The 26,480-nt window shown below is 56.6% G+C and carries 14 protein-coding genes and 1 pseudogene; 8 read left to right on the top strand and 7 right to left on the bottom strand.

The genetic code is table 11. The features are described 5' to 3' along the window. The first annotated feature begins 74 nt into the window (after positions 1–74). The 6 genes from AC3WP4_RS18255 to AC3WP4_RS18230 all read left to right on the top strand — a co-directional run bounded on the left by AC3WP4_RS18255 (position 75) and on the right by AC3WP4_RS18230 (position 7,091). A complete protein-coding gene (locus AC3WP4_RS18255) occupies positions 75–968 on the top strand; it encodes an NAD-dependent epimerase/dehydratase family protein (RefSeq protein WP_102616404.1) in 894 nt (297 codons plus the stop codon). A 205-nt stretch (positions 969–1,173) separates the two neighbouring features. Then, on the top strand, positions 1,174–2,619 hold the full coding sequence (locus tag AC3WP4_RS18250; RefSeq protein WP_074873585.1) for a SulP family inorganic anion transporter: 1,446 nt from the start codon (positions 1,174–1,176) through the stop codon (positions 2,617–2,619). Positions 2,620–2,917: 298 nt separating this feature from the next. Beyond that, positions 2,918–4,267, top strand: coding sequence for a GntT/GntP/DsdX family permease (locus tag AC3WP4_RS18245; RefSeq protein WP_102616403.1), 1,350 nt, complete (start codon positions 2,918–2,920; stop codon positions 4,265–4,267). A 15-nt stretch (positions 4,268–4,282) separates the two neighbouring features. Continuing rightward, positions 4,283–5,143 carry a MurR/RpiR family transcriptional regulator gene (locus AC3WP4_RS18240; RefSeq protein ID WP_074873589.1) on the top strand — a complete coding sequence of 287 codons (861 nt, stop codon included), beginning with the start codon at positions 4,283–4,285 and terminating at the stop codon, positions 5,141–5,143. Position 5,144: 1 nt separating this feature from the next. Continuing rightward, a complete protein-coding gene (locus AC3WP4_RS18235) occupies positions 5,145–6,602 on the top strand; it encodes an N-acyl-D-amino-acid deacylase family protein (RefSeq protein ID WP_102616416.1) in 1,458 nt (485 codons plus the stop codon). Positions 6,603–6,722: 120 nt separating this feature from the next. Then, positions 6,723–7,091 carry a glyoxalase superfamily protein gene (locus AC3WP4_RS18230; RefSeq protein ID WP_074873591.1) on the top strand — a complete coding sequence of 123 codons (369 nt, stop codon included), beginning with the start codon at positions 6,723–6,725 and terminating at the stop codon, positions 7,089–7,091. 138 nt (positions 7,092–7,229) lie between these two features. Here AC3WP4_RS18230 and AC3WP4_RS18225 read toward each other — a convergent pair whose 3' ends face one another. The 6 genes and pseudogenes from AC3WP4_RS18225 to AC3WP4_RS18200 form a co-directional block, all read right to left on the bottom strand. After that, positions 7,230–10,064 (bottom strand): RHS repeat-associated core domain-containing protein, encoded by a 2,835-nt coding sequence (locus tag AC3WP4_RS18225; protein ID WP_102616402.1) that lies wholly within the window; start codon positions 10,062–10,064, stop codon positions 7,230–7,232. After that, positions 10,061–14,587, bottom strand: a complete 4,527-nt coding sequence (locus tag AC3WP4_RS18220) for a SpvB/TcaC N-terminal domain-containing protein (RefSeq protein ID WP_102616401.1) — start codon at positions 14,585–14,587, stop codon at positions 10,061–10,063. The genes AC3WP4_RS18225 and AC3WP4_RS18220 overlap by 4 nt, the downstream gene beginning before the upstream one ends. Beyond that, entirely contained in the window at positions 14,584–18,507 is a 3,924-nt protein-coding gene (locus AC3WP4_RS18215; RefSeq protein WP_102616400.1) for a Tc toxin subunit A-related protein, read from the bottom strand. The genes AC3WP4_RS18220 and AC3WP4_RS18215 overlap by 4 nt, the downstream gene beginning before the upstream one ends. A 26-nt stretch (positions 18,508–18,533) precedes the next feature. Continuing rightward, entirely contained in the window at positions 18,534–22,040 is a 3,507-nt protein-coding gene (locus tag AC3WP4_RS18210) for a Tc toxin subunit A (protein ID WP_102650633.1), read from the bottom strand. Between the two features lie 190 nt (positions 22,041–22,230). Further along, positions 22,231–22,944 carry a methyl-accepting chemotaxis protein gene (locus AC3WP4_RS18205; protein ID WP_371916907.1) on the bottom strand — a complete coding sequence of 238 codons (714 nt, stop codon included), beginning with the start codon at positions 22,942–22,944 and terminating at the stop codon, positions 22,231–22,233. Positions 22,945–23,088: 144 nt separating this feature from the next. Next, positions 23,089–24,015 (bottom strand): annotated as a pseudogene (locus tag AC3WP4_RS18200) (methyl-accepting chemotaxis protein); the annotation flags it as partial. Positions 24,016–24,410: 395 nt separating this feature from the next. Here AC3WP4_RS18200 and pmrG point away from each other — a divergent pair. Together pmrG and AC3WP4_RS18190 are read left to right on the top strand one after the other, a co-directional pair. After that, a complete protein-coding gene (gene pmrG / locus AC3WP4_RS18195; protein WP_076028720.1) occupies positions 24,411–25,082 on the top strand; it encodes a lipopolysaccharide core heptose(II)-phosphate phosphatase PmrG in 672 nt (223 codons plus the stop codon). Continuing rightward, positions 25,079–25,924 carry a phosphatase PAP2 family protein gene (locus tag AC3WP4_RS18190; RefSeq protein ID WP_102616073.1) on the top strand — a complete coding sequence of 282 codons (846 nt, stop codon included), beginning with the start codon at positions 25,079–25,081 and terminating at the stop codon, positions 25,922–25,924. The genes pmrG and AC3WP4_RS18190 overlap by 4 nt, the downstream gene beginning before the upstream one ends. On the opposite strand, the gene AC3WP4_RS18185 is transcribed toward AC3WP4_RS18190, so the two are convergent. Further along, the gene (locus tag AC3WP4_RS18185; RefSeq protein ID WP_102616072.1) at positions 25,837–26,439 is read right to left on the bottom strand and encodes a GNAT family N-acetyltransferase; all 603 of its coding nucleotides are present in this window, start codon (positions 26,437–26,439) and stop codon (positions 25,837–25,839) included. The two genes, AC3WP4_RS18190 and AC3WP4_RS18185, sit on opposite strands and share 88 nt — an antisense overlap. Positions 26,440–26,480: the final 41 nt, after the last annotated feature.

Genomic DNA, 26,480 nt, shown 5'->3' with positions numbered 1-26,480 from the left:
GCGATGCCGTCTGTTTCCACTGGCATCGGTCCTCGATACTGGCTGCATCACTTATTAACGCTGGGAGTCTCTCCATGAACGTATTCGTAACCGGCGCAGCTGGTTTTATCGGTGGCTCCATCGCCACCGGCCTGGTCCAGGCTGGCCATATGGTGACTGGCCTGGTTCGCAGCACCGAACAAGCCAATGAACTGAGCGCTCTGGGTATCACCCCGGTGCTCGGCACGCTTGACGACAGCGCCCTACTGGCCGAACAGGCCCGCGCTGCCGATGCCGTGATCAACGCCGCCAGCAGCGACCATCGCGGCGCGGTAGAAGCGTTGCTCGATACACTTCGCGGTTCCAACAAAGTGTTCCTGCACACCAGCGGTTCGAGCATTGTCGGCGATGCGTCGGGCGGTAAATCCAGCGACGTTATCTATTACGAAGATAATCTGCCCGAGCCGACTATCGACAAAGCTGCGCGCGTGGCCATCGACAACCTGATCCTTGCCGCAGCAAAGGACGGGGTGAACTCGGCAGTGATCTGCAACACCCTGATCTACGGCCACAGCCTGGGCGTGAATCGCGACAGCGTGCAGTTGCCGCGTTTGCTGAAACAGGCGCGTAAAAGTGGCGTGGTCCGGCATGTCGGTACCGGCCAGAACATCTGGTCCAACGTGCACATCGAAGACGTGGTTGCCCTGTACCTGCTGGTGCTGACCAACAACGTACCGGGCACTTTCTACTTCGTGGAAAGCGGTGAAGCGTCGTTCATCGACATGACCACTGCGATTGCCCAAGCGCTGAATCTGGGTGAGCCACAAGACTGGCCGCTGAAAGAGGCCGAAGCCGAGTGGGGGTATGAAATGGCCAACTATGGTTTGGGTTCCAACAGCCGGGTTCGTGGTAACAAGGCGCGCGAACTGCTGGGCTGGGTGCCGAAGCGGACTTCGGTGATTGAATGGATTCGTGACGAGATGGTGTGAGTTCGCTCTAGACCGCGTCATCGTTCATCGCGGGCAAGCCACGCTCCCACAGGTATTGTGTCGTTCATCAGTTTCGCGAACGACACAATACCTGTGGGAGCGTGGCTTGCCCGCGATTGCGTTTCTGACGACCCAATAACTGGCCGGGCCGCCCCCAATTCCGTAACATCCGCCCCCTCTTTTCCCGCCTGTATTTAGATCAGCCATGAAACCCAAACATCTGCGCGCCGATACCCTGGCCGGGCTCACTACGTCATTCGCTCTTCTGCCCGAATGCATCGCCTTCGCGCTGGTTGCGCACCTCAATCCATTGATGGGACTTTACGGCGCTTTCATCATTTGCACCCTGACCGCGCTTTTCGGTGGGCGGCCGGGCATGGTGTCCGGTGCCGCGGGGTCGATGGCCGTGGTGATCGTTGCGCTGGTGGTTCAGCACGGTGTGCAGTATTTGCTGGCGACCGTGTTGCTGGGCGGGTTGATCATGCTGGCGTTCGGGCTGCTGAAGCTGGGCAAGCTGGTGCGCATGGTGCCGTACCCGGTGATGCTCGGCTTCGTCAACGGCCTGGCGATCATCATTGCCCTGGCGCAGCTGGAACACTTCAAGAGCGGTGACGTCTGGCTCAGCGGCACACCGCTGTACCTGATGGCGGGGTTGGTTGCCGTGACGATGGCCATCGTCTACGTGCTGCCGCGCCTGACGCGCGCCGTGCCGCCGGCGCTGGTGGCGATTCTGGGTGTCGGGCTGGCGGTTTATCTGCTCGGCTTGCCGACCCGCACCTTGGGCGACATGGCGCACATTGCCGGCGGTTTGCCGACCTTTGCACTGCCAGACATTCCCTGGAGCCTGGACACCCTGCGCATCATCGTGCCTTACGCAATATTGATGGCGTTGGTCGGCTTGCTGGAAACCCTGCTGACCCTGAACCTCACCGACGAGATCACCGAGAGCCGTGGCTACCCGGATCGCGAATGTGTGGCGCTGGGCGCGGCCAACATGGTCTCCGGCGTGTTCGGCGGCATGGGCGGCTGCGCGATGATCGGGCAGACCGTGATCAACCTCAGCTCCGGTGGTCGCGGTCGGCTGTCCGGTGTAGTGGCCGGTGTGCTGATTCTGCTTTTCATATTGTTTTTGTCGCCGTTGATCGAGCGCATTCCGCTGGCCGCGTTGGTTGGGGTGATGTTCGTGGTTTCGCAGCAGACCTTCGCCTGGGCCTCGCTTCGGGTGTTGAACAAAGTGCCGCTGAATGACGTGCTGGTGATCATCGCGGTAACGGTCATAACGGTGTTCACCGACCTGGCCACTGCCGTGCTTTGCGGGATCATCATTGCGGCGCTCAACTTCGCCTGGCAGCAGGCCCGCGAGCTCTATGCCGACAGTCATCTTGAAGTCGACGGCAGCAAGCTCTACCACCTGCATGGCACGCTGTTCTTCGCCTCGACTACGCCTTTTCTCAACCAGTTCGACCCCGCCAACGACCCATCCGTAGTGACGATCGATTGTCGCCACCTGAGCTTCGTCGACTACTCGGCGATAGCTGCGCTAAAAACGCTGCGTGAACGCTACACCAAGGCCGGCAAGCACCTGCGCGTGCTGCACTTGTCCGAACGCTGCAAGAAGCTGCTCAAACGCGCCCGGGTCAGTCACGACTGAGGTCTCCAGCAAAATCCCTGTGGTAGCGAGCCGGCTCCGGGCGGCGCTCCGACGATGGCGGTGTATCAGTCTCATCACTGTTGACTGACTCTCCCTCATCGCGAGCAGGCTCGCTCCCACAGGGAAATCGGGGTGTAAATTCGCCTATCTGATTTGCATATTTAGCGACCTCGCATACCTCTGCGCGACAACCCTTATCCCTTCACGAAAATTACTTTCACCTCGTTTGAAAATCACGCCTCGAAATGTTTTATGAGTTTCACAACCCATTCGACGTGACCCTTTCGAGGAGTACCGCATGACACCGTCCTTCGGCTATTGGCTGCTGGTTTACGCCGCCATCGCCATCATCGCGCTGATCGTTCTGATCGCCCGCTACCGACTCAATCCGTTCATTGTCATCACCCTGGTGTCCATCGGCCTGGCGCTGCTGGCGGGGATGCCGCCGTCGGGCGTGGTGGGGGCGTATGAGGCGGGTGTCGGCAAGACGCTGGGCCATATTGCGCTGGTGGTCGCGCTGGGCACGATGCTCGGCAAAATGATGGCCGAGTCCGGCGGTGCCGAGCAGATGGCGCGAACGTTGATCGACCGCTTCGGTGAGAAAAATGCCCACTGGGCGATGGTCTGCATCGCTTTCCTTGTCGGACTGCCGCTGTTCTTCGAAGTCGGTTTTGTCCTGCTGGTGCCGATCGCATTTACCGTGGCGCGGCGCGTGGGCGTGTCGATTCTGATGGTCGGTTTGCCGATGGTCGCCGGGCTCTCGGTGGTCCACGCGCTGGTGCCGCCGCACCCGGCGGCGATGCTGGCGGTGCAGGCCTATCAGGCCTCGGTGGGGCAGACCTTGCTCTACGCGATTTTGATCGGGATTCCGACTGCGATCATCGCCGGCCCCCTCTACGCCAAGTTCATCGTGCCGCGCATTCAACTGCCGGACGATAACCCGCTGGAGCGTCAGTTCCTCGAGCGTGAACCACGCGACGGCCTGCCGGGGTTCGGCATCACCATGGCGACCATTCTGCTGCCGGTGGTGCTGATGCTGGTCGGCGGCTGGGCCAATCTGATTTCTACGCCGGGCAGTGGTTTCAATCAGTTTCTGTTGTTCATCGGCAATTCGGTGATCGCCTTGTTGCTGGCGACCTTGCTGAGCTTCTGGACTTTGGGCCTGGCCCAAGGCTTCAGCCGCGAATCGATCCTCAAATTCACCAACGAATGCCTAGCACCGACCGCCAGCATCACCTTGCTGGTGGGCGCGGGCGGTGGCTTGAACCGGATTCTGGTAGACGCTGGCGTCACCGACCAGATCGTCAGTCTGGCGCAGGTGTTCCAGCTGTCGCCGCTGTTGATGGGCTGGCTGTTTGCTGCGTTGATGCGCATCGCCACCGGTTCTGCCACGGTGGCCATGACCACTGCGTCGGGTATCGTTGCGCCGGTGGCCATTGGTCTGGGTTATCCCCATCCAGAGCTGTTGGTGCTGGCGACGGGCGCGGGGTCGGTTATCTTTTCCCACGTCAATGACGGCGGTTTCTGGTTGATCAAGGAATACTTCAACATGACCGTCGCCCAGACCTTCAAGACCTGGACGGTGCTCGAGACCATTATCTCGGTCGTCGCCTTCGGTCTGACCGTTGGCCTTTCTTACCTGCTTTAGCCGGAGCCGCCCGCCATGGACATCCTCTACCAGATCCGCGCCCGTCAGGATTCCTTCAGTGCGGGCGAAGGACGCATCGCTCGGCTGATGCTCGACGACGTAGGATTTGCCTCCGCCGCCAGCCTGGATGAACTGGCGCTGAAAGCGGAAGTCAGCACCGCCACACTCTCGCGTTTTGCTCGCACCGTCGGCTGTCGCGACTTGCGCGATCTGCGTCTGCAACTGGCCCAGGCCAGCGGCGTCGGCAGTCGTTTTTTGGACCCGGCGGGCACGCCCGAGCAGTCGGCGTTTTATGGACAGATCGTTGGCGATATCGAGTCGACCTTGCGCCAGCATCTGTCGGCCTTCGATGAGTCGCGTTTCGCCGACGCGGTGAAATTGCTGGGCAAGGCGCGGATGATTCACGCCTTCGGCATGGGTGGTTGCTCGACTTTGTGCAGTGATGAATTGCAGGTGCGGCTGGTGCGATTCGGCTACCCGATTGCGGTGTGCCACGACCCGGTGATGATGCGCGTCACCGCCGCCAGCCTCGATGCCGAACGCGTCGTCATTGCCTGCTCGCTGACTGGCATCACCCCCGAACTGCTCGAGGCCGTCGAGCTGGCGCGCAGCTACGGCGCACGAATTCTCGCCATCACCCGGGCCGACTCGCCGCTGGCGCAATTGGCGGATGTGCTGCTGCCGCTGCAAGGTGTCGAAACCTCATTCATCTACAAACCCACGGCGGCGCGCTACGGCATGTTGCTGGCCATCGACGTGCTCGCCACCGAGCTGGCGCTGGCCAATCCTGAAGACAATCAAGAGCGTCTGCGGCGGATCAAACTCGCCCTCGACGATTACCGCGGCGGCGACGATCATTTGCCGCTGGGAGACTGACCTGATGTACGACACGCTGATCCGCAACGCCCTGATTATCGACGGCAGCAACGCGCCCGGTTATCCCGCCGACGTGGCGATCCTGAACGGCCGCATCGAGCGCATCGGCGACTTGCACGATGCCAGCGCCACCGAAGAAATCGACGCCACCGGTCGCGTGTTGGCGCCAGGTTTCATCGACGTTCACACCCACGACGACACCGTGGTAATCCGCCAGCCGCAGATGCTGCCCAAGCTCAGCCAGGGTGTGACCACCGTGATAGTCGGCAACTGCGGGATCAGTGCGTCACCGGTGAGTTTACGCGGCGATCCGCCCGACCCGATGAACCTGCTCGGCACCGCCGCGGCGTTCGTTTATCCGAGATTCAGCGACTACCGCGCAGCCGTCGAAGCGGCGAACACCACGCTGAACGTGGCTGCACTGGTCGGCCATACGGCGCTGCGCAGCAACCACCTCGACGACCTGTTTCGCACCGCCACGGCGGACGAAATCAGCGCGATGCGCGAGCAACTGCGCGAGAGTCTTGAGGCCGGCGCATTGGGCCTGTCCACGGGGCTTGCCTATGCCAGCGCGTTCTCGGCTTCCACCGATGAAGTCATGCAACTGACCGAAGAGCTGACCGCTTTCGGCGCGGTCTATACCACCCATTTGCGCAGCGAATTCGAGCCGGTGCTGGAGGCCATGGATGAGGCGTTCCAGATCGGCCGTCATGCCAAAACACCGGTGATCATTTCCCATCTCAAATGTGCCGGCGCCGGTAACTGGGGGCGCAGTCCACAACTGCTAGCGTCCCTCGAACACGCGGCGAAAACCCACCCGGTAGGCTGTGACTGTTATCCCTACGCGGCGAGTTCATCGACGCTGGACCTCAAGCAAGTCACCGACGCTCATCGCATCACCATCACCTGGTCAACGCCGCACCCTGAAGTGGGTGGTCGTGACCTGATGGACATCGCCGCCGAGTGGGGCGTGCCGTTGCTTGACGCCGCTCGACGCCTGCAACCGGCCGGCGCGGTGTATTACGGAATGGACGAGGCGGACGTACGAAGAATCCTCGCGCATCCGCTGTCGATGGTCGGTTCTGACGGATTGCCGGAAGACCCGTTTCCGCATCCACGCTTGTGGGGCGCATTCCCACGCGTGCTCGGACATTTCAGTCGCGACGTGGGGCTGTTTCCGCTGCATACCGCCGTGCACAAGATGACCGGGTTGTCGGCGGCCCGATTTGGCTTGAAGGAACGTGGCGAAATCCGTGAAGGACATTGGGCGGATCTGGTGTTGTTCAATCCTGCGACCATTCGCGATGTGGCTGATTTCAATGATCCGCAACGAGCGGCGGAAGGTATCGATGGGGTTTGGGTCAACGGTGCCTTGAGTTACAGCGAAGGCCAGGCAAACGGAAGGAGGGAAGGGCGGTTTCTGGCGAGGGACGGGGACTTGCGTGATGGTTTCCAGTAAACATTCCGAGTGCTGCGTCACAGTGATGGCACATTGAGACTAAAGAAAGCCATCACCAAGCCGAAGCGCTGACATCTCGCCCAGCTACACTGTGGGCCTTATCAGTCTGGGAGCAACGCCATGAGCTTCGGCAAAACCACCCCCATCCTGCGGATTTTCGATGAAATCAAGGCCGTGGAGTTCTACGTCGACTTCCTGGGATTCAAGATCGATTGGCAGCATCGTTTCGAGCCCAACTTTCCGTTGTACCTGCAAGTCTCCCGAGGCGAATGTGTGCTGCACCTCTCCGAACACCATGGCGACAGCACACCGGGCTCGGCGTTGCGGATCGAGACCGATGAGCTGGAGGCATTCCAGCAACAATTGCTGGCCAAGGAATACAAATTCGCACACCCACAGATCCAGGCGATGCCGTGGGGCAGCCAGGACATGACGATCAGCGATCCGTTCGGCAATCGGTTGGTGTTTACCAATGCGATTTGCGTGTAAGGCCGTTCGGCAGCTCTGCGAGTTTTGATGGAACAAGGTGTCCTGCAATCAATGATTTCATTGATTGCAGGAGGCATCACGATTCGAAAAACCTGGACGATCCGGTTTGTGCTGGCCCATGCAGTCAGTGCGCGAGATTCAAATCCTTCTGAATGGGTTTGGCTGTTGGAATTGAATTGCATAGATGCTGGGAAGCAACGCCGTGGCATCAAGCCTGGACAGATGAGGCACGGGAACATTTGCGAAGTTGAATGACGTGTAATTTGAAATGGCCCAAATGTCACTGGACTGCTGTTGCGATGACATTTGATCCCAGACCCAACTGCTTACTCCGGCCGGGCTGTTGAGGTCATTTTGAATGTTCTGATGCAAAGGAGGCTGCATTGATGGCCGTACTCCAGTGTACAGAGGGGTGTGAGTGGCGACGTTGGCGAGTGAAATCGCATAGGCTGGGTCCTGGGGCATGGCAGGTGTGGTATTGAATGCCTGCAATTGTGGGTGGTTGTAGCGGCTTTGGGAAAGTCGATCCGGGATCGGGTAGGACACCCAGGGGTCGACGACGAGCGGATCCCGCGTGGGATCACCCAGCAGGGTGAAGGTATGTCCTGGTATTTGCGCTATATGGATAGGTGTCCCGAATCCGCGTAATGAAGAGGCCGCCAAACGTGAACTGACCGCTGCAAATTCATCGCACATACCTGCCCCGGCTGCCACGGCATGTTCTGCCCTGACTTGGGGTGATGGATATGCACCGATATTTGTTCGTAGTTGGTGGGTGAGTCCCCAAGAGTGTTCACGGCTATTAAGTATGTCCCCTATCTGGTTGCCAGCCCCCATGTAGAGCAGTCCTCGCGTGGTCCAGGTAAGGTCATAGGCCAACACGTAATTGTTTATATCTTGTGTATTCGTTATGAATCTCGAGTTGAACGTGTTGTGTGCGGTGACTATCTGGGTGCTCAGAGGTGCAGCTGCCGTGGCGGCGGTACTGAATGGTTCGATTTCGTACTTCATCAGACCCAAATAATCCTGATGAGTGACAGGGTTGTTGCCGACGAATCGATACAGATTCAACCCATCCGTGGTTCCCGCCGGATCAGGGCTGATCCAGCGCTGCAACCACGGCGCGTAATAGCGATGCCCGTAGTAGTAGAGGCCACTGGCATCGCGTTCTTTGCCTGAGTAGCGAACGGTTCTGTATTTCGCCTCCAGCGTGTTGCGCGCTGCCCTCCACGCAGTACCGCCAAAGGGGTAGTAACCCTCCTCGCTTATCAGTCTGCCCTCGGCGTCCAGTTCCAGGGTCGTTGAGCCCAGGTGGTCGGTGAAGTTATAACGCAAAGCGTCATTCGTGATCTGTGCTGGAGTGCCTTTGCTCCAATGAAGGCAGCGTACCGTCGAGCCTCCAGCCTGCAAGGTGATGACCTCAAGTTTTTCAGTGGCACTTTCACGAAGCTCTAGTCCCGGTAAATAGCTCACGTCCTGGACATGGGTGATGGTGTGCACTTTTTTAGTCTGCCGTTTTCGGACACGCTGACCGTTGCCGTCGTAGAGATAGGTTTCTGCATCCGCGCCCTCACTGTCGCGTTCGACCAGTTCCACACGTTGTAATTGGTTGCGCGCGTTCCATTGCAGGGGTTGGCCTGTCTGCAACCATTGCAGGTTGCCGTTGGCATCGAAGCCCTTTGCAAAGTCGGCTGGAGCATCGCCTGTTTTCCATGGCAATGCGCGATTGCTGCCAGAGGCGATATGCATATTGCGGATGTAGTTGTTGCCTTCGCGGCGATGCTGCAGCTTGATCAGGTTTGCACGTTCATCGTAGGTGTAATGCTCAGTGAAGTTGAGCAGTCGGCTCCGGTCACCCTGCCTTGTCGACCAATCGGGAAGAGGGGCGCGAATGCTTGCTCCCTGCTCTTCACGGCCTGAAGCCTGGACCAGTTGATAAAGGCTGTCGTAGACATAAGTGTTGACCGGCTTTATGCGTTGGTTGGCGTTGTGTTGTACCGGTTTCGTGTGGTCCTCGACGCTCAACACATTGCCGACCGCGTCATAGGCATAGTGCAGTTTCTGGAGAATGCTTCCCCCCGTCCGTGAAATTGTCCGCCGGTTCGTGCGGCCGTTCGCAGGCGTATAAGTCGCTTCACTTAAGATCTTGCTTCCCAGGGTTTGCGATTCGATCTGACCCTGCGCGTTGTATTTGACTTGATCGAGAATCACCGTTTGTTGGGTGGCACTCGCGAGTTGCAGGGTGACTTTCCTGAGTTGGCCAGCGACATCGAACCAGAAGCGCTGCGTATGCCCTTTGGCATCTGTCTGTTCGAGGGTTTCACCAGTGGGTGCGTACTGCCAGGAGGTGGTGTAGGTCTGGTCTTCGAGCAACTTATCGCGATCATCGACTGCTTGCGGCCAGTTCGCAGGCTGTTGCTCCTTCAGGAAATGTCGCGTTTCGCTGAGCAGTTGTCCTGCCTGGTCATACTTGGACAACAGTCGTTTTCCCGCCGGATCATCATGGCGAATCAAGCGTCCGCACTGGTTGTTTTGCGTATGGGCACTTGAGTTATCGGCATAGGTAAAGCGCTCGATGGCCTGGAGGACTCCTCCTTTGGACTGTTCGCTGATGACCAGCGGGCGTAGCTGATCGTCATAGTCCGTTTGCCAATGGCTGCCGCGAGAATCCCAGCTTTTCAGGGTTTGACCGGCCTCGCCACAGAAGGCCAGGCGCCAGCCTGCGTCAATGCTGGAGTTCAATAGCAGGGCGCCCGACAGGCTGCGGACCTGCTTCAAATCAGCGGTCTGTGCATTATTGGTGTGCAAGCGCTGCTCAAGCACCTGGCCGTTGATGTCATGCAGGTGGCGGGTAATGCGGGCTTGAGGCTGTGTTATGGATTGATTACGCAAGTAGGTGACTTCGCGGACTTGAAGTCCACGACTGTCGACGACGTTCAAGGTTGGAGTGTGACTGTGAATATGGGAGCTCATTGAGCACCTCCCTGAGTCGTAGTGTCGGGTTGGGTGTCGTTTTCATCCTCGATCGTTGAGTACCAGGGGTGATAGGTGTGCCGACGCTCATCGCCGTTGGCATTGACGACACGAAGGAGTCGACCCAGTGGGTCGTGGAATTGCTGATCACAAAGTCCTGACTTGCGCAGGGATTCATCATTGACGTGGCGATGCCTGGCACTGAAATAGGGGCGGTAGGTACGAATGACCAAGCCTTTGTTGTCGTACTCGACACGCTCACTGACACGCCATCGAAAGCTGACATCACGCTCCTGCAGTGTGTCGTTTTCAAGTTTCAAGGTGCCGTCTTCATTGATGTCCAGGGCTTTTCCTGGGGCGACGCGTTGTTTTTTTTGCAGTTGTCGACCAAAGCCATCCCAGCAAGCGATGGTGATGCGTACCTGTTTTTCGCTGTCGGAGCAGAACCGGTCCGCTTGCATCGTGACGCAGTGAACCGGTTCGCGTTGTACGCCGTCTATTCGCGTCTGAAGAGTTTGCTCGTAAAGCGTATTGATGTTGAGGCCGGTCAGGCGAGCACGGGTACTTGCGCGGATGTGCCCAGTCGGTAGCAGATCATTGTTATCCACTGCTTTTTTGCGCCAGGCCAACTCTTCGCCTGTAACGGCCGGAATACGCCCCATCCAGCTGAGCGAGTCATAGAAAAAGGCACTCGCGATATTCTGGAGTGCCTTGCCCGGATCATCGATGGCGGTGTCGGGGCGATCATCGGTAGGGCGGCTATAGGTGGCCATCGGTTTGAATCCGACATTTTCACTCACGCCATTTTTGTACCAGGTGAGGGCGTGTACCTGTCCCAACTCACTGTATTGCGCTTCCTGGAAATTCCCGTTGGGGTCGCTGATCTGTTTTGGCTGAAGTGTTCGATAGCCAATCTTTGTCGCGCGGGTGGTGCATTGGTCGGGCAGTTCGACAGTGGCGATCAGGCAGGAATAGGGGTCATGGGTGAGGGTCGTCGGGCCATGCTGTTGGCTTTGCCTGAAGGTCTGTGCCCTGTAAAAGCCGGCCAGTTTGTAATACGTGGAAAAGCTGCGACGTACAGACCAGAGTGGATTGTTTTTGTCCCAGTCTTCGTCAGGCGGTAAAGCAATGGGCATTTTTCGGTAGCCATTGTCCTGGAGAAGTTTGGTGACATCAAAAGACGTATCCTCCGATTTGTGTTCGTCGTAGACGCTCAACGCCAGCTTATTGAATTCGGCGGTTTCCTGGTGATCAATCAACCCTTCGACGCTCGCCTGACCGTCATCGAAGGTGCCGCTTGCATCGGGTTTGCGGTAACGCTGTACAGACAAACCGGTCAGGGTCCGCCTGTCTTCCCAGGTCTTTGAAGTGCTCCGTTCAAGCAGGTTTTCATAATGGATATCCTGGGGGGATAGCCCTGCGGCCAAGGGCGATTTAGGCAACCTCAAAGCATTGGTGCGCTGTAGGTAACGCAGGCCAAGGCGTAGGGCCTGTGCTGTAGCTATGTGAATGAACTGAGCCTTGGTTTCGCTCAGGTAGTAATACTGCTGATCCTCGTCATGGGCATCGCGCCACCATTTTTGCAGCCAGGTATCCGTGAAAGGAGGGGCGTCGGCAGGTGTTTTTCTCCGCGCATAGCTGATCTCCAGACTGTGGGTGAGGTGGCCGTAGGCGTCCCATTCAAGATTGATCGTGTGAGTACAGCGAGGATCATCAGAGATGCGCTCATACTGGTAGCTTATGGATTCCACAACCAACGGTTGCATGATCGAGTAAGGGCTGTATTTACCCAGGCCCTGGCGTTCAACGACCCGATATCGATGTTGTTGCACTGAATAGGGCTGCCTCTCTTTTTCTGTGCCCTTGTCCAGGCCGAAAATCTCTACCCTCAGAGTCCGGCCGCCAAGCGCTCGAGCGAGCTCGCGCTGCCGGGCATGGGCGTTGGCGAGGGCTGCTTCGGGCGTTGGCGCGGGTGGTCCCCAATGTTCGCCCCAAACCTGGATAGTTGCCTGAAGGCCAATGGCGTCCTTGTCGTTGCGGTCGTAATCACGATTGAGTGGGTCGATAGCTTGGCCCGTATGGAACCAGGTTTTGGTCAGCATCGGTGCGCTATGGGGGCTGGTTTGTGCCCCCTTGCCATGGGTTGGACTGTCGGTTTGCAAGAGCAGACCGAACCCGCGAAATTCTCGTTCGATGCTGTCGTAGAAGCCACGACGATATTTGAATTTCTGGGTCAGACGATTGCCGGTAATTTCGTCGTGCTGGCTCTGCTGTTTGACCAAAAACAGAGGAAATGGAAGGTGGGAGATTGCTGGTTTGTTGTTTTTGAGCAGCTGTTTTTTTTCATCCAGCCATTCCTGGGCAGAGCTTCGATAGCTGACGCTGCAGGCAGCCCCCATATTGTTATTGCTGGTTTCGAGCAAGTAGGGCTTGGTCTCCAAGAAGTCATAGCGCCAATGCCGGGTTGCGTCCCCCGGCACACTGAATATCAGACTCGAACAGCCGAGCCCCAGCAGATCTACGGCGCTGACCTTGCAGAACCGGTCATGGCGCAGTCCTTGGGGCCAGGGCAGTTCGACCGCGGGGGCCAGGCCATTGCCGCCGCGGTTCATGAAAATTTTTGCGCAATCGGGTTGCAGATAAATAAGGTCAGCAGCCCCTGAGCCGTCCAGGTCGGCCAGCAGGATGCGTGACGCATCGAACTGTTCGTATGCAAAGTCCAGGGAGGCGATTACTCGGCCCTTTGCGAAGCGTCCGCGGCCCAGGTTAGGCCAGCATTTCACTTCGTTGTGGCGAACACGGATCAGGTGCTGTTGGCCACTGCCCAGAAGATCGCTGAAGGCCACCAGTTCACTGGGTGAGTTACCGGGCTGAGGCAGGTCATCTTCATCGGCGTGACGTGAAACCTGCGTTGCCGGGGCGAAGCCGGTTATTTTCTGGTTGGCGTACAGGCGCACACTGCGCGGTCCGATCATGATCAGATCGTTGCGCCCACTCCCCATCAGACTGGCTAACTGCCCTTCAGGATGGAAGAACTCGGTGGGAACAGCGGCAAGCGGGGTATAGTTCGACCATTCATCGTTCGAATTCAGCGTAAAGAAACCGCTGAACTCGGGGTGCGCCACGATCCAGTCCGGACGACTGTCATCGTTGAGATCACTGAGATACTGTCGAGGAGACTTTCGCCTGTCCGCCAGCGGTATTCGGGGCAGTTCGCTCCATGCCGCGTACACGATGTGATCCCCGCCTCTGTCGTCCCGCAACGGCTGGCTATAGCGCCAGCTTTGGTCGGTTCGATGAAGAATGCCTGGCAACCCTTCTCCCTTCAGATCGACGAACTGAAACTGGTCCTGGTGGTTGAGTCTGGCCAGTGCCTCGAAAGGTTTGTAGTGTCGAGCCTCGGGCTTGAGCGTGAAACCGGAGTAGCCAAACTCAAGAGGCGGTTGGTATCGATCGGTGTGTGTTTCGCCAAAGGTTTGGGGCAACGCCGCACTCAGACAGCTGTAGGAAAGCGCGCAAGTCTGATACTGGAGCAAGAGGCGGCGAATCAGTACTGGCTTGTCGCCCATTGATGGTTCATTCGGGAAGTAATGAAACATCAGAACCTGTTGGCACAAGCGTTGAGTACGCAACTCAAAACCGTAGGCGAAGTCCGAGAATGGATCACTGCGTACAGCGTACGGTTGCGTCCCTTTGTACCCGGGTGTGTCTTCCAGACGAACGCTGCGTTCGCCGTAGTCGAAACACAGCTCGAAATGCCATTTTTTATCCTTGAGGCCATCGACTTTGCACAAGTACAACTGCGAGTCAGCCGTGAAGTTGCCATAGCAAACGCGACTCAGGTAACGCTGGGCACGGTTATCGGCCGGGCCCCGAGCAGTCACCTCATCAGCGGTGTACTCATAAACAATATGCTCGCCATGAGCATTCATGCTTTCTTCGAGCAACCATTCACCTACCCGCGAGGGGGCGTTGGAGTCTGCGCGGCGCGCTGCCGCTGTTTTTCCGAACAGATGTTGACTGCCGTCAGCGCGGTAGATCAACCAGAAGCCCGGTTGGTCGGTCGCACTGAACCAATGTTCGATCCGGTCGAAAGCCGCTTCGACTCGAGGGTAGTAGCGAACGACAGTGTATTGCTCCAGTGTCTTGCCATTGCTGCTCAGCGCGTATTTGGAAATGAACGCTCCGGTCGTCTTGTTCCGCTCCGGCATCCATACCTCGCCGTCGGGCCCGACGAACAGATCGTCATCGGTGTAGGCCGGGACGCCCAGCCGGGTACGTCGTGCAACTGTGCCAAGGGAAAGGGCCCAACCGAGGCCGAACATACCGTTGCCTTGCGCGTTGCTGTAACGCAGGGTCAAGGCCGGGGCAAATCCGCGACCCGGGGTAACAGGCAAGGGAATTTCAAAGGACGCCGTGCCTCTTGTACCAACCGAACCGAGGTTGTTGCCGATGCTTTGAATGGCGCCGCCACCCTTGGGCAGCGCCGGAGGCGCGATAGGGACGGAGCTCTGTTCGTTCATTGCTCACCCCCATCCACCCTGGCGGTGTATTGCACATGCACGATGATATCGGTAAGTGATTCGAGCATGGCTTTCTGTGAAACATGATTGGGGAAGGACAACTTCCATTTTGAAATCGCGCCGGTGTATTCGAAGGGCAGGTAGCGTTCGTCCTGAAAGTTCAGCGTGAGAAGGCCGCTGTCGTCGATGCCTGTCGAGAGGGCGACCTGCTGGTTGGCGCGTTGGCCTTTTATGGACTTTTTCTCGGCACCGGGCATGACGACTTCACTGGAGGTCTGGGTCAGGAGGGCGCGAATGTCCTCATAAGGGCCCAGAGTCGTCGGCAGGGAGATACTGATGCTCTTGATCCGACGCAGGCAGTGCCCTGGGTAGTCATCGTCAAACAGGGACTGGGTCAGTTCGAATTGACAGGAGCCGTTTTTGATAAGGTCATCTTTGACCCCGTCCTTTGTGACACCATCCTCCCAGACCTTATGGATTGCCCCCGTCTTCGCATCCTTCTCTTTTAGTTGGCGTAACGACACGGTCTTGCGAATTTCCAGCTCGCGCTCGTTGCCCAAAAGGTAGGCGGTCTTCATCTTCACCAAGCCGAGCTTCATCGGCTCCCCGGGACCAAGTCCGCGATAAGTGGTGTTCCAGGTCTTGGGTTGAAAGAACGATTGTGTTGTGGTGTCGGCCATCTCATAGCACCAACATTGTTCGGTGAATTGGCACAGCGACAAAGCGGAGTCATAGGCCTGGTAGTAGAAAATGGACATCTGGCCGGTGAACCATTGGTAAAGCTGTGCGTTGGTAAAGCGCTTGGTGAGGAAGGTATAGGTGGACCTGGCTTGCATGAGTGTCGTTTGTGTTTGTCGCAACTGCAGAGCGGAGGCGATTTCTCGTTCGGCTTCAAGCGCCAGCTGCGCATCGAGTTGCGCGATTTCAAGCCTTGCCTGATCGCGTGCGAGAGTCCACTCCTGATGGCGCCGACGATATTGCGCTGCACGCTCGAGCGCCTCACCTGTGCCATGCGCTGCTGCCGCCAGGCCTTGAGCTCCAGCCATGACCGCAAGAGGAATCCCCTCCACGCGATGTCCACCGTCCGCCATGCCAAAAATGTTGGGGACCACCTTCAAGCCCTGGCCAATCACCTGGGCCGCGTAGGCGGAGGCCTCTGCGATACGTCCCGCCAGGTGCGATGCGGCGGCGGCGGCTTCTTCCGGGTTGATCACCTCATCCACCCGCTCACTGTAATAACGTTCTCGCTCCTGCACGATCGTTTTACTGGCGAGCAAGGCTTCCTTGTTTTTTTGATCGACTTTCAACGCCTGGGTTTGCAGGTCTACGGCAATGTTCGCCATATCCCAGATGTGTTGCTGCTGTGTTTCCTGATAGAAGGCCTGCTCGGCGCGTTCGATGAATGACAACAGCGTGCTACCGAACTGAATCACTGTCTCCACTGCGCTCATGGCCTGGGCATGCATGACGCTGAACCGGTAAGGCGGGATAGTCGAACCCAGGCGTTGATAGATTTCCGGCTCTGCGGCCCGTTGCGGGTTGGCGCCGAGCTGTCCGGCTGGTATCGCTGGAGCGGTGAACAGTGGAAGCCTCAATGGCTTGCCGACGATGTCGAGGTTGTGCCTGAGGTTATGCAGGCGACTCTCGAGTTTTTCCCAGCGCGCGATCAACACAGGGTTGAACGGTAAACGCAAATGGGGGGTGTCTATCGCATGCACCGAAGGAGGGGGGGCATAAGGTCGAACACAAATTTCGGGCACCGGATTGTCGGAGTCGCTTGAGTTGATGTGTTTTTTTTCAGTGCCCTGTTTGTATTCAAACGTTCGCAATTCCTCGTTTTTAGCGGCAATGAAGGCGCCGAGGGTAGTGGGGGTCCAGTCGTCAGTTTGTTTGAGGTCCGGGCGCGGGCCCAGCAGATCCTGGGCGCGGATGTACCAAAGCTTGGCTTGCGCCAGCTCATCGGGGGCCAATGAGCGATAAGCCATGTCGCCGCGATTGATCAAAATATCGATATAGAGCATGTACAAGGCTTTGCGAAAGTGCACCGGATGGCTCAGGGCTATTTGATGCGGGTCTTGTGGGCCTTGAATGGCATAGGTGGATTGGCCAGGCTGTGAAGTGGGAATGGTCAACGGCACGGTATTCCAATAGTTTGGATGACCACCCTTGACATCCTTACGACTGGGGTTGAACAGGTAATGCAACCAGCGCTCGGCTTCGCTGTATTGGGATGACTGGTTGAAACGGTGGGCGACCAGCCATGGCAAGTACAGGAACAACTCGACAAAGTAGCGCCCATAGGCGCCGTAGAAATCCATCTTTTCCTCGCGCTTGCCTTGTTCCATCGCAGGTTCCTGCAAGTGCTGGGAGTCCCAGCTCAGCAACTCGTCCATACTCGTTTCGGCACGATGAATCAAATGCTTGGCGAAGGTGATGTTCAACCGAACAGGGGCGCGAACCTTGGTTTCCTGATAGTTGCTGTGCTTGATATCCGAGTCGGAAAAATCAATGAATTCTGCAGTTCCTAACGTAGTGTGTTTGCTGGATTTGATACGGGGTGGCTTCAGATCGAAGTTGGAAGTCGAGTGCCTGAATTGGAGATTTACATTGCGCTCGGTCTCGGCTTTGACAGGCAGAAATACCGTCACCCATTTTCCGAATTCTGTTTTGAGGCGATCGAGTAGATTTTCAGCATCCTCTTGTTTGGGTGGGTTTTCTGGCACGTTCTTGGGGGAGAATGTTGCATTGGATTCAGAATCTTTATCAATATGCGCGGCCATCCAGAACGGGGCTTTCAGGTTGTGCTCTGTGTTCTCTGTTTTGCCCGTTTCGTTATTGCCAACGTAGAGGACAACGAGTAGTGACTCTGTAGAGTGTGTCCCATCATGGACGGCAACTGTATGTGTAATGCCCTTGAGCTCGGTCAGTGTCTTGGCGTGAAACATTTCGTTCCCGCCGTAGCCCTGTAGACAGGTTTGAGGCGTACTCCAGCTTTCATCGTAATTTTTGTAGCACATGTTCAAACGAAACAGCGGATTGGTGGGCGCCCGACTGTTGGTTTGAACGCCGCTCACAGAGTTTTTGTCCTGAAAAATACACTCAGCCCAGATTACATACAGACGATTGTTGAACATGACCGGACGAATAGTGTGCTCGATGGCGCTTTCGGAGATCGGCAGGTTGATGCGTTTCCAGTCTGACCAGGCCTGTGGCTCTGGCGTATCGTATTTGCTGTCGGAATTAGCTTTAGGATCAGTTGTAGAAGCGGAAGTCGTGGGGGGACTCTCGGGGCGCATGGACATGTCCAGCGAGCGCCAATAGTAAGTATTGGCGGCGCGGGATTTGGCAATGAAGTAATAGGTGCTGTTGGCGAAGCCGATTCCGTCGATATAACCATTGAGCGTCTTCAAATTGGAAATTTCTTCGAATTTCGTCAGATAACTCACTACTGCTGTTTGAACGGACCGGGATGTCAGTTGGTTCTGGTTGAGGTCATTTTCCAGTTGCTGAAAACTCTCGGTCTTGGCTGTGCGAAGGGTCGGGTCAAGGTAGATCGCCGGAAAATAGTGCAGCTGCTGACTGGACGCCCATGTCGAATAGTGGTGCATCACCGTACGCCAGGTTTCGAGCTGATCCGGCGCAATGATCGCCGTGTTATACCCAGGCTCCATATTGGCCAGAATGCTGTTGATGTATTGCTGCAGGCTTGCAATGGCACAGTCCACCTGGCTGGTGGGCACGTCCTGGCTAACCAGCACATCAAGTAACCAGTAGTGATAGAGGTCATTGGCAGTGTTGAGGTGCGTTGCGATATTCAACGTCTTCAAATCTTCATTGTTGGGCACTATTTCATGCAGGTAGAGCGCGAGTTGGGCATCACGCAAGCTTTCGTTGAGTTGCTTTTCAATCGTGGCAGACATGTTCACTCCTTGAGCATGTAGTGGGATCAACGACTAGTAGCCATGACGGCTTCACCGATTTTTTTCCAGTCGTCTGTTGTGCTGTTGTTGTTCAGGGCAGTGGCGTCAAGCAGTGAACCCGTTGTCAGGCCTGTGGCTTTACAGGTTGTGTAGCAACGCATGACCCAATCCAGGTCTTTCACGGTTCGGGCTTGCTGATGTGTCAGTGTTGCTGTCAGCACGGTAACTTGCTCGGTTGTCCAGTTCAGCAAGCCGGCCAGCAAGCTGTTTTTTTCGGCTGTGGTGGCTTCCGAGTTGGCGAATTTCAAATAGCTCAGAACATTCTCTTCAGGGTATTGATGGGTGGTCATCCCATGATTGAAACGATCCAGAAGATACAAACTGCTCAATGTAAGCGTCAGTTTCTGCGTCGTGTCCGACGGCTCCAACCAGTCGGGGTGTTCCAGGAACAAGTGCAGGGCGCTTCTGCTCAGGTGCAACTGAACGGCAGCCTCGGCATGGCGCAGTACCTTGGGCAGCGTTTTGGAAAGTTTTGTTAAGTATGATTCGTTATTCGCATCGTCTTGCGTCGCGATCAGGATCTCGTAGGCCGATGTATTGGCCCATACCAGCACACCCTTTGCACTGTTCATGGGAAGTTGACAGGTTTCCTGTAAAAGCTGTTCGACCAGGTGCAATTGTCGGTCATGGGCAAGTAGCAGCAGGTCTTTAAGCTTCTTCTGGCAGTCGTCTTTGAGCCTGGCGTTTTCGGCAGCGTCGATGTTCAGTACCAGTGGCGCTATGACGCTCTGCAGCACATCAACCAGCTTTTTCGGTACATCGTCTGTGATGGTGGGTGCGAAGTTCTTCACCAGGCCGTTGGCGTCAAGCAACGTGCTGGCCATTAGAGACCACCACGTTGAATCTTCTGGTAGCTTTGGTAGCGACAGCGCATTTATCTCCGCAGTAGTTATCTTGTGCTGGTCAGAATCTTTCTTCAGTTTGGTGAGGTGCTGCTGCATGTTCTGCAATGCATGATCATTGCTGTTCGTGGTGCTCAGGAGGAGGTGTTTCAGCTTGGGGATGGTGTAGACGGATTCACTGAGCCAATTTGTGATCCAGTCCAATTGCATCAGTACATCAAGCATATTGGAGGGATCAGGCCTCAGGGGCTCAGTCTGTTGCAGCTGGGTGTTGAAGAGCGGAAGTACTATATCGCTGCCACTGAGCTCAGTCCTTGTAAGGGTCACCCAAGAAGCATCTCGCTTGATAAGTTCATCGAAATTACCGTGGATCACCTTGATTCCACACCCCGCCAGAGAGACCACGCTATTCGGGGCGGCAGTAACAATGCCGTAGATACTGATCGTGGCAACTTTATCCGAGCCGGAAAGGGCGGGAAACAACACTGAAAACGCATTGACGGTATCTGTGTTGGCGAACCATGAAGTACTTGTTTTCAGTGTTGAGCCTGGCAGGAGCGTGGGGAGGTAGTCATGATAGAACTGCCCAGGCAAGTGAAAGCGTGCGACCACTTCAACACTCATATTGCCTTCGCGGGCAGTCACTTTTAGTGTGCGAATGTTATCGATTGGATTCGTCAGGCAACTCGTCACGCTTTCACCTCCCAACAAGGTAGCCAGCGTTGTGCAGTCGGCGATCGAGATACCGAACATTCGAGCGATCCGCGCTTGTCTGTAGATTGAGGACAAGGTGTCCAAGGCAACCTTGAGAGAGCCAAGGTGTTTCTGCGTGTTCTTTACGACCTTCAATAGTGAGTCCTCGGCCAAGGGCAGACCAAGGCTGGCACTCAAGTGTTGGAGGACCGTGTGCGATGCCTTATCAGTATCATCGGTCGAGAATGACCGACCATCGAGTGCAAGATGTTTTTCAAAAAGACGGGTTTGATTGAATACTCTGTCGAACAAGGAAACTTGATCGCCGATAGCATAGGGGGATAGCTGATAAAGTACAGCCGCGAACTCGTCGGCGTTAATAGAGTATCGACGCTTTAAATGGCGATAGACCCCTAGGGTACGCAGGGTATGAGTGTCGAGATGCATATCGTGATTAATGGGCGTCGACGAGTTGAACGCGCTGATGATCAGGGTATCCAGTTCGACGAAAGAAATATCCAGCCAGCGTTGCAGGCGGATCATTCGTTGCATGCGTTGGAGTCGCTCATATGACGTAGCGGTAATCTCCTTGGCGACGACTTTCATGTTGTCAATGATGTTGCTGAAGGAAGGACCGTGGACGTAACGAGCTCCATACAGTCCGTCAAGTGCAATGGGCGTTGGATAATTGCTGGAGAGGCGGGGGGAGTTTTTGCCTTGCGCAAGCAGTGCTTCAAGTTGCTCTGCGTTCAACCCGGTGTGCTTCAGAAAGGTGTCAAGATCCTTCAGGCTGTTTTTTTTTGCAGTGCCATAGATTTTTTTCCAATAGTTATCCGAGGGGGTGGCTATCAGGTCTTCGATCAACAAATCCTGCTGTTTTGGACTTAGTCCAGACATCAGCTGTTGTGCGACACTCGGGGTGGAGTTCCTTATCTGGCCATACTTAAAGTTGACTGTCTGTGTGAGCGGAAGGTGTGTTGTGATGCGGTAGTTCAGTTCGCCCAGCGACGGTTTTTCCCCACTGAGTCCTAACAGGCATTGATGATGGGAAATTTCATAGGGCAGAGCGAAGGGGTAACTTCGTAACGCCAGTAGCTCATACGTGGATTTTTCTTTATCGGGGCCGTCCTTCATCGCCTCCTTAATGTTTTTTTCCAAGAGGTCGTTGACTATTTTGAGCATCGGCTGTGGGGTGAAAGTGTTGTGCTGGTCAATTACTAACTCCGCGAGTTCCGGCCGTCGCGTTTTCAAACGTATCCGGTTGTCGGTTGGAGTTTTAGCTTTTGTTTTTTTATCTGTTTCTTTTTCTTTTTCTGTTTTAGTTTCTGTTTCTGTTTCTGTTTCTGTTTCTGTTTCTGTTTCTGTTTCTGTTTTAGTTTCTGTTTCTGTTTCTGTTTCTGTTTCTGTTTTTTCTTCTTTTTCTGTTTTAACCGCAATTTCAGTTTTTGATTGCGAGGCACTCATTTCCAGTTGTTCGGCAAATAAATAGAGCGCTCTAAGATAAGCGACAGGCGAGTCGATGGATGCGATCGAATCGATTTTGCAAGAGTCGTCCCAGTTTTCCTTGAACAGGTTGGTGTAAGTGGGACCTTCTTTCTCGACCGCGCGAATGCCTGCCGGGTGCCAGCGGTGTTGGGGTTCCCCTGAGGATAATTGTTTCTCCCGATACAGATGGCTGATCTGGGCGGCAAGGCATTTGGCATCGTTGTAGAACTTGACGAGGCTGGCGCTGGAGATGACCAGCGGTTTTGCATATTTGCTCTTGAACTCATTCTCGACTTTTTCCTTAAAGCCGTTTTCGGTAAGTCGGGTAATGTCGAATACAGAGGTGAACTTCAGTTTGTCTTTAAATAATTCTTCCAGTTCCGTTTGTTTTTCGGGGGTGAGGGGCTTGATAAGGGATTTGATAAGGGACTGCAGTAGCGGGTATTTTTCCATGCCGATGAACACTCCTATAAGTGGAGTATCGACATTACTGCGTGTTGCAATTGAGCTCTGTCAGCTCTTTAAGGTGCGACGCAGGGAAAAGACGTCGCTGGCTCGGGAAGGGGGCCTATCGACCTGTAGGATTTCGACACACAGCGCTCCCCCAACCAGCACGATGGCTGAAAGGGGAGCGAGCAGGTTTTTAGACCCGGAAGTGGCTGACCATCTGCTGCAACTGACTGCCCAACCGCGCCAGTTCAACACTGGACGCCGCCGTTTCGTCGCTGGCGGCGGCGGTCTGTTCGGACACGTCGCGCACGTTGATGATGCTGCGGCTGATCTCTTCGGCGACGGCGCTTTGCTGCTCGGCGGCGGCAGCGATCTGCTGGTTCATCGACTGGATGTTGGACACCGTGCGGGTGATGTTTTCCAGTGATACGCCAGCCTTGCGGGTCAGCGCGACGCTGCTGTCGGTCAGGGCGCGGCTGTTGTTCATCACGGCGGACACTTGTTGCGTGCCGTTCTGCAGACCGGCCACCAGGCCTTCGATTTCTTCAGTGGACTTCTGCGTGCGCTGAGCCAGGCCACGGACTTCGTCGGCCACCACCGCAAAGCCACGACCGGCTTCACCGGCACGGGCCGCTTCGATGGCGGCGTTGAGCGCCAGCAGGTTGGTCTGTTCGGCCACGGCCTTGATCACGTCCATGACGCTGCCGATCTTGTCGCTTTCCTGTTGCAGCACACTCATGGCTTCGGTGGAGCGCGCCACTTCGGTGGCCAAGCGTTCGATCTGGGCGATGGCTTCGTTGACCACCTTGTCGCCTTCACGAGCTTCGCCGTCAGCAGCGGCGGCCGCCTGGGAGGCTTCTTCGGCATTGCGCGCGACTTCCTGCACGGTGGCCGTCATCTCGTGCATGGCGGTGGCCACTTGATCGGTTTCGATCTTCTGGCTGTTGACCCCGGCGCTGGTTTGCTCGGTTACGGCGGACAGTTCTTCGGCAGCGCTGGCGATCTGGGTGACGCCGTCGCGGATGCCGCTGATCAAGTCGCGCAGGGTTACGCCCATGCGAGCGATGCCTTGTTGCAACACGCCGAGTTCGTCGCGGCGCGTCACTTTGACGTCCTGGGACAGGTCGCCGCTGGCGATGCGTTCAACCACGGCCAGGGTGTCGCGCAGCGGGCCGGTAATCTGACGGGTGATGATCACGGCAGCGATGATGCCCACCAGCAACGCCAGCAAGGTGCTGATCAGTTGCAGGGTGCGAGCCTGGGCGCTTTCGGCGTCACGGCGGTCGAGCTGGATCTGATACAGCTGGTCGCTCAGGGTCACGATAGCCGCACCCTGCTCGGTCATTTCCTTGCGCGCCTGCACCGCATCGCTGTTCGCCGCTTTATAAGCCTGCAAGGCGCTGCGGTAGTTGCTCAGTGCGGTTTCCAGCTGACGCAGGGCGTCTTGCTGAGTGTCGGCGAAATGCACGTTGAGAGGTTTCAGGCTGGCGATGGCCAGGTCCAGTTGGCCGATGGCTTTTTGTTCGGTCTCGGCGTTAGTGGTCGCGGTGTAGCCGCGCACTTCGTAGCGGGCCAGCAAGAAGGCTTCCTTGGCTGCCGTGATGGCCTGGAATTGTTCGAAGCGTTGGTCGCTCAGCGGCATTTGCTGCACGGCGGTATTGATGGCGTTGATCAGCGTATTCGCGGTCTCGGCATTGGCGCCCATGGTGTCGCGTGCGCTGTTCCCGGTGCGGTACGCGCTGCGCATTTTGTTCAGGGACGTCTTGTAGGCGTCGATGACGGCGCCTTGCTCTTTGAGCAGCTTGAGGTTTTCCGGGCTCTTGAACTTCACCAGCAGCGCCTGTTGCTGAGTGGAGAAGGCCTCGAGCGTGGTCTGGACGTTCTGCGCGGCGGTTTCGTCGCCATTGGTCAGCATGTATTGCAGGCGAACCACGCGCAGCTTGGTCAGGCCGGCATTGAGCTGGGTGATATCGCTCATCCAGTTGCTGCGGTCAATCAACCCGCCCAGGCTTGTCCAGCCGGTCAGGGCGAGGACGCAGGTCAGGGCCAGGACCAGGCCGAACCCCAAGCCCAGCTTCATGTTCACGCTGATATTGCCGAGCCAGCTATTCATCAAAAATCCTCCAGGAACGTTGTGCTTCTAGATCGTCGGTTGGCTGGAAGATTGTTGTTTTTGGTCGCCAGCAAGGTGTGTAGCAGGACTGTATCGGCAGCAATTGCGAGAGCTGAATGGTTTTTGTAAGGCGGATATGTAACAAGACCTTCGTGCGGTCTTAAGCTTTTTTTCACATGAGTTTCACCGGCTGCCGACGCCAGCCTCTCTAATCTCGCGGCATCGAATGACAGTGATGCGTGCCGGCGAGGCGGTTTGATGTGGAATTGAGACTGAGTCTGTTCGGGATAAAACGCTCGATTGATCTGAGCCGTTTTGCCCGCTATCGCAATGCGGCTGTCGTGCTCGCCTCGGCGCTGTTGGTGATTCCGCTCACTATGTGGCTGTTGCAGCCGGCCGCTGTGCCGGATCTGGCCCACGGCAACGTGGCCGGCGCACGGGCGTTGGCGGCCAATTGGGCCAAGGGCGACGTGATCGTGCTGGTGCGTCACGTCGAACGCTGCGATCACTCCAGTGCCGCCTGCCTGAGCGGTAACGATGGCATCACCGATCGCTCTCGCGGCGTCGCGGTGGGTGTCGGTGCGCAGTTCGAACGACTGGGGCTGAACAGGGCTGACATCTACAACAGCCCGGTCATCCGTACAGCGCAGACCGCTGGCTACATGTTCAACAAGGTCGGGGTCGGGGAAGACTGGTTGATCAATTGCAGGGGCACCATGCTGCGTGACGCGCTGGCGCACAAGGTGGCCGGGCGAAACCTGATTCTGGTGACCCACAGCGAATGCATGTCGCAACTGGAGAAAGACCTCAAGTTGCCGGCCTCTACGCTGGGCTACGGCGCGTCTTTGTTTATCTCCGCCGAAACGCCCCAGGCACCTCGCATGCTCGGTTTCATCGAAGCCTCGGACTGGCGCTCGGTGACCGTTAAATGAATTCACTTTCTGGGTCTTACCGTTACCGCTTTTACTGGGTGAACTTCGGCATTCCGCTGGCCTGTGCGGTCGTGGTTTTCCTGCTGTTCGACCTGACCAAAATCGACATCGCGTTCAATGATCTCTTTTACGACCCGGTCACGCAGACGTTTCCGTTGGATCACGTCCACCTGTTCGAGAAGATCACTCACAAATGGGCGCGGATCATCCCGAACTGGACAGGAGAACTAGCGATTGTCGGCGCCTTGCTGTCGTTTCTCTGGCCGCGTCTGAAGGTCGAAAAACATTCGAAAACCATCGCGTTCCTGGAAAAGATCAAAGTTGCGCCAATACTTCGGTTTGCCAGCAAGCACCGTCGGGATTTCCTCTACGTGGTGTTTGCGTTCTCCATCAGCACCGGGGTGATCCACTACCTCAAGAGCCACACCAGCGTGTACTGCCCGATTGAAACGACCCAGTACGGCGGGAAAATCGAGCACAAGGAGTGGTATGAGAATTTTGATCTGTTGAAAGTCGCGGGTGACGGGCGCTGCTGGCCGGGCGGACATGCTTCGGGCGGCTTCACCCTGCTGGCTTTGTACTTCGTGGCGCGTCGTTACCGCTGGCGCTATTCCAAAGCGGTGATGTACGGCTCGCTGCTGCTCGGTTTCGTCTATGGCACGACGCGGGTTCTGCAAGGCTGGCACTACATGTCCCACACCTTCTGGGCGGGGATCTTCGTATGGCTGGCGTGTTTGCTGACAGCGTTGGCGTTCTATGGGCGAGCGCGGCTGGAGCAACCGCTGGACCAGCGCTCTTCCGGCGTTTCAAAGCGATCATTGATCAACGCCGTCAACACATGATCCTGCCAGCGCCCGGCAATACTCAGGTAGGCCTTGGCATAGCCCTCACGTTCAAATCCCAGACGCTCCAGCAGCCGCGCACTGCGTTCATTGCCAGGGATGTAATTGGCCATGATCCGGTGCAGTTTCTGCTCATCGAACATGTAGCCGATTCCCGCTTCGAGTGCTTCCTGCATCAAGCCCAGGCCCTGATGAGATTCGTCGATGTGGTAACCGAGATAGCAGGCTTGAAATGCCCCGCGAGTGATGCCGCTGAAGTTGCACGCGCCGATCATCTGGCCGTTGTGCGGATCCAGCAACGCGAAATGCACCGCCAGACCCGCCTGGAAAGCGCTGGCTTGCACTTCAAGGCGCGGGCGGATGCGTTCAGGGCTGTGGTAATCGACGGGGCGAATCGGCGACCACCGGGCGAGATGCCTCAGGTTGCGCCGGTAGAACTCGCTTTCCAGCGCCGCCTGTTCAGGGTCGAGCACTGCCAGCGTCAAGCGTTTACAGGGCAGGGAAAGCAGCGGCATAAGGGGCTCCGGTTCACGGGGATCGTCGCGCAAGCATTGCG

Source organism: Pseudomonas sp. FW305-20 (genome assembly GCF_058788075.1).
The sequence above is the reverse complement of the archived record's forward strand: the minus strand, read 5'-3'. Positions and strand labels throughout refer to the sequence as shown.

Bases quoted from the DNA above. Each gene is read 5' to 3' on its own strand.
- AC3WP4_RS18255 (WP_102616404.1), top strand. From the start codon at position 75: ATGAACGTATTCGTAACCGGCGCAGCTGGTTTTATCGGTGGCTCCATC.
- AC3WP4_RS18250 (WP_074873585.1), top strand. From the start codon at position 1,174: ATGAAACCCAAACATCTGCGCGCCGATACCCTGGCCGGGCTCACTACG.
- AC3WP4_RS18245 (WP_102616403.1), top strand. From the start codon at position 2,918: ATGACACCGTCCTTCGGCTATTGGCTGCTGGTTTACGCCGCCATCGCC.
- AC3WP4_RS18240 (WP_074873589.1), top strand. From the start codon at position 4,283: ATGGACATCCTCTACCAGATCCGCGCCCGTCAGGATTCCTTCAGTGCG.
- AC3WP4_RS18230 (WP_074873591.1), top strand. From the start codon at position 6,723: ATGAGCTTCGGCAAAACCACCCCCATCCTGCGGATTTTCGATGAAATC.
- AC3WP4_RS18225 (WP_102616402.1), bottom strand. From the start codon at position 10,064: ATGAGCTCCCATATTCACAGTCACACTCCAACCTTGAACGTCGTCGAC.
- AC3WP4_RS18220 (WP_102616401.1), bottom strand. From the start codon at position 14,587: ATGAACGAACAGAGCTCCGTCCCTATCGCGCCTCCGGCGCTGCCCAAG.
- AC3WP4_RS18215 (WP_102616400.1), bottom strand. From the start codon at position 18,507: ATGTCTGCCACGATTGAAAAGCAACTCAACGAAAGCTTGCGTGATGCC.
- AC3WP4_RS18210 (WP_102650633.1), bottom strand. From the start codon at position 22,040: ATGGAAAAATACCCGCTACTGCAGTCCCTTATCAAATCCCTTATCAAG.
- AC3WP4_RS18205 (WP_371916907.1), bottom strand. From the start codon at position 22,944: ATGCACGAGATGACGGCCACCGTGCAGGAAGTCGCGCGCAATGCCGAA.
- AC3WP4_RS18190 (WP_102616073.1), top strand. From the start codon at position 25,079: ATGAATTCACTTTCTGGGTCTTACCGTTACCGCTTTTACTGGGTGAAC.
- AC3WP4_RS18185 (WP_102616072.1), bottom strand. From the start codon at position 26,439: ATGCCGCTGCTTTCCCTGCCCTGTAAACGCTTGACGCTGGCAGTGCTC.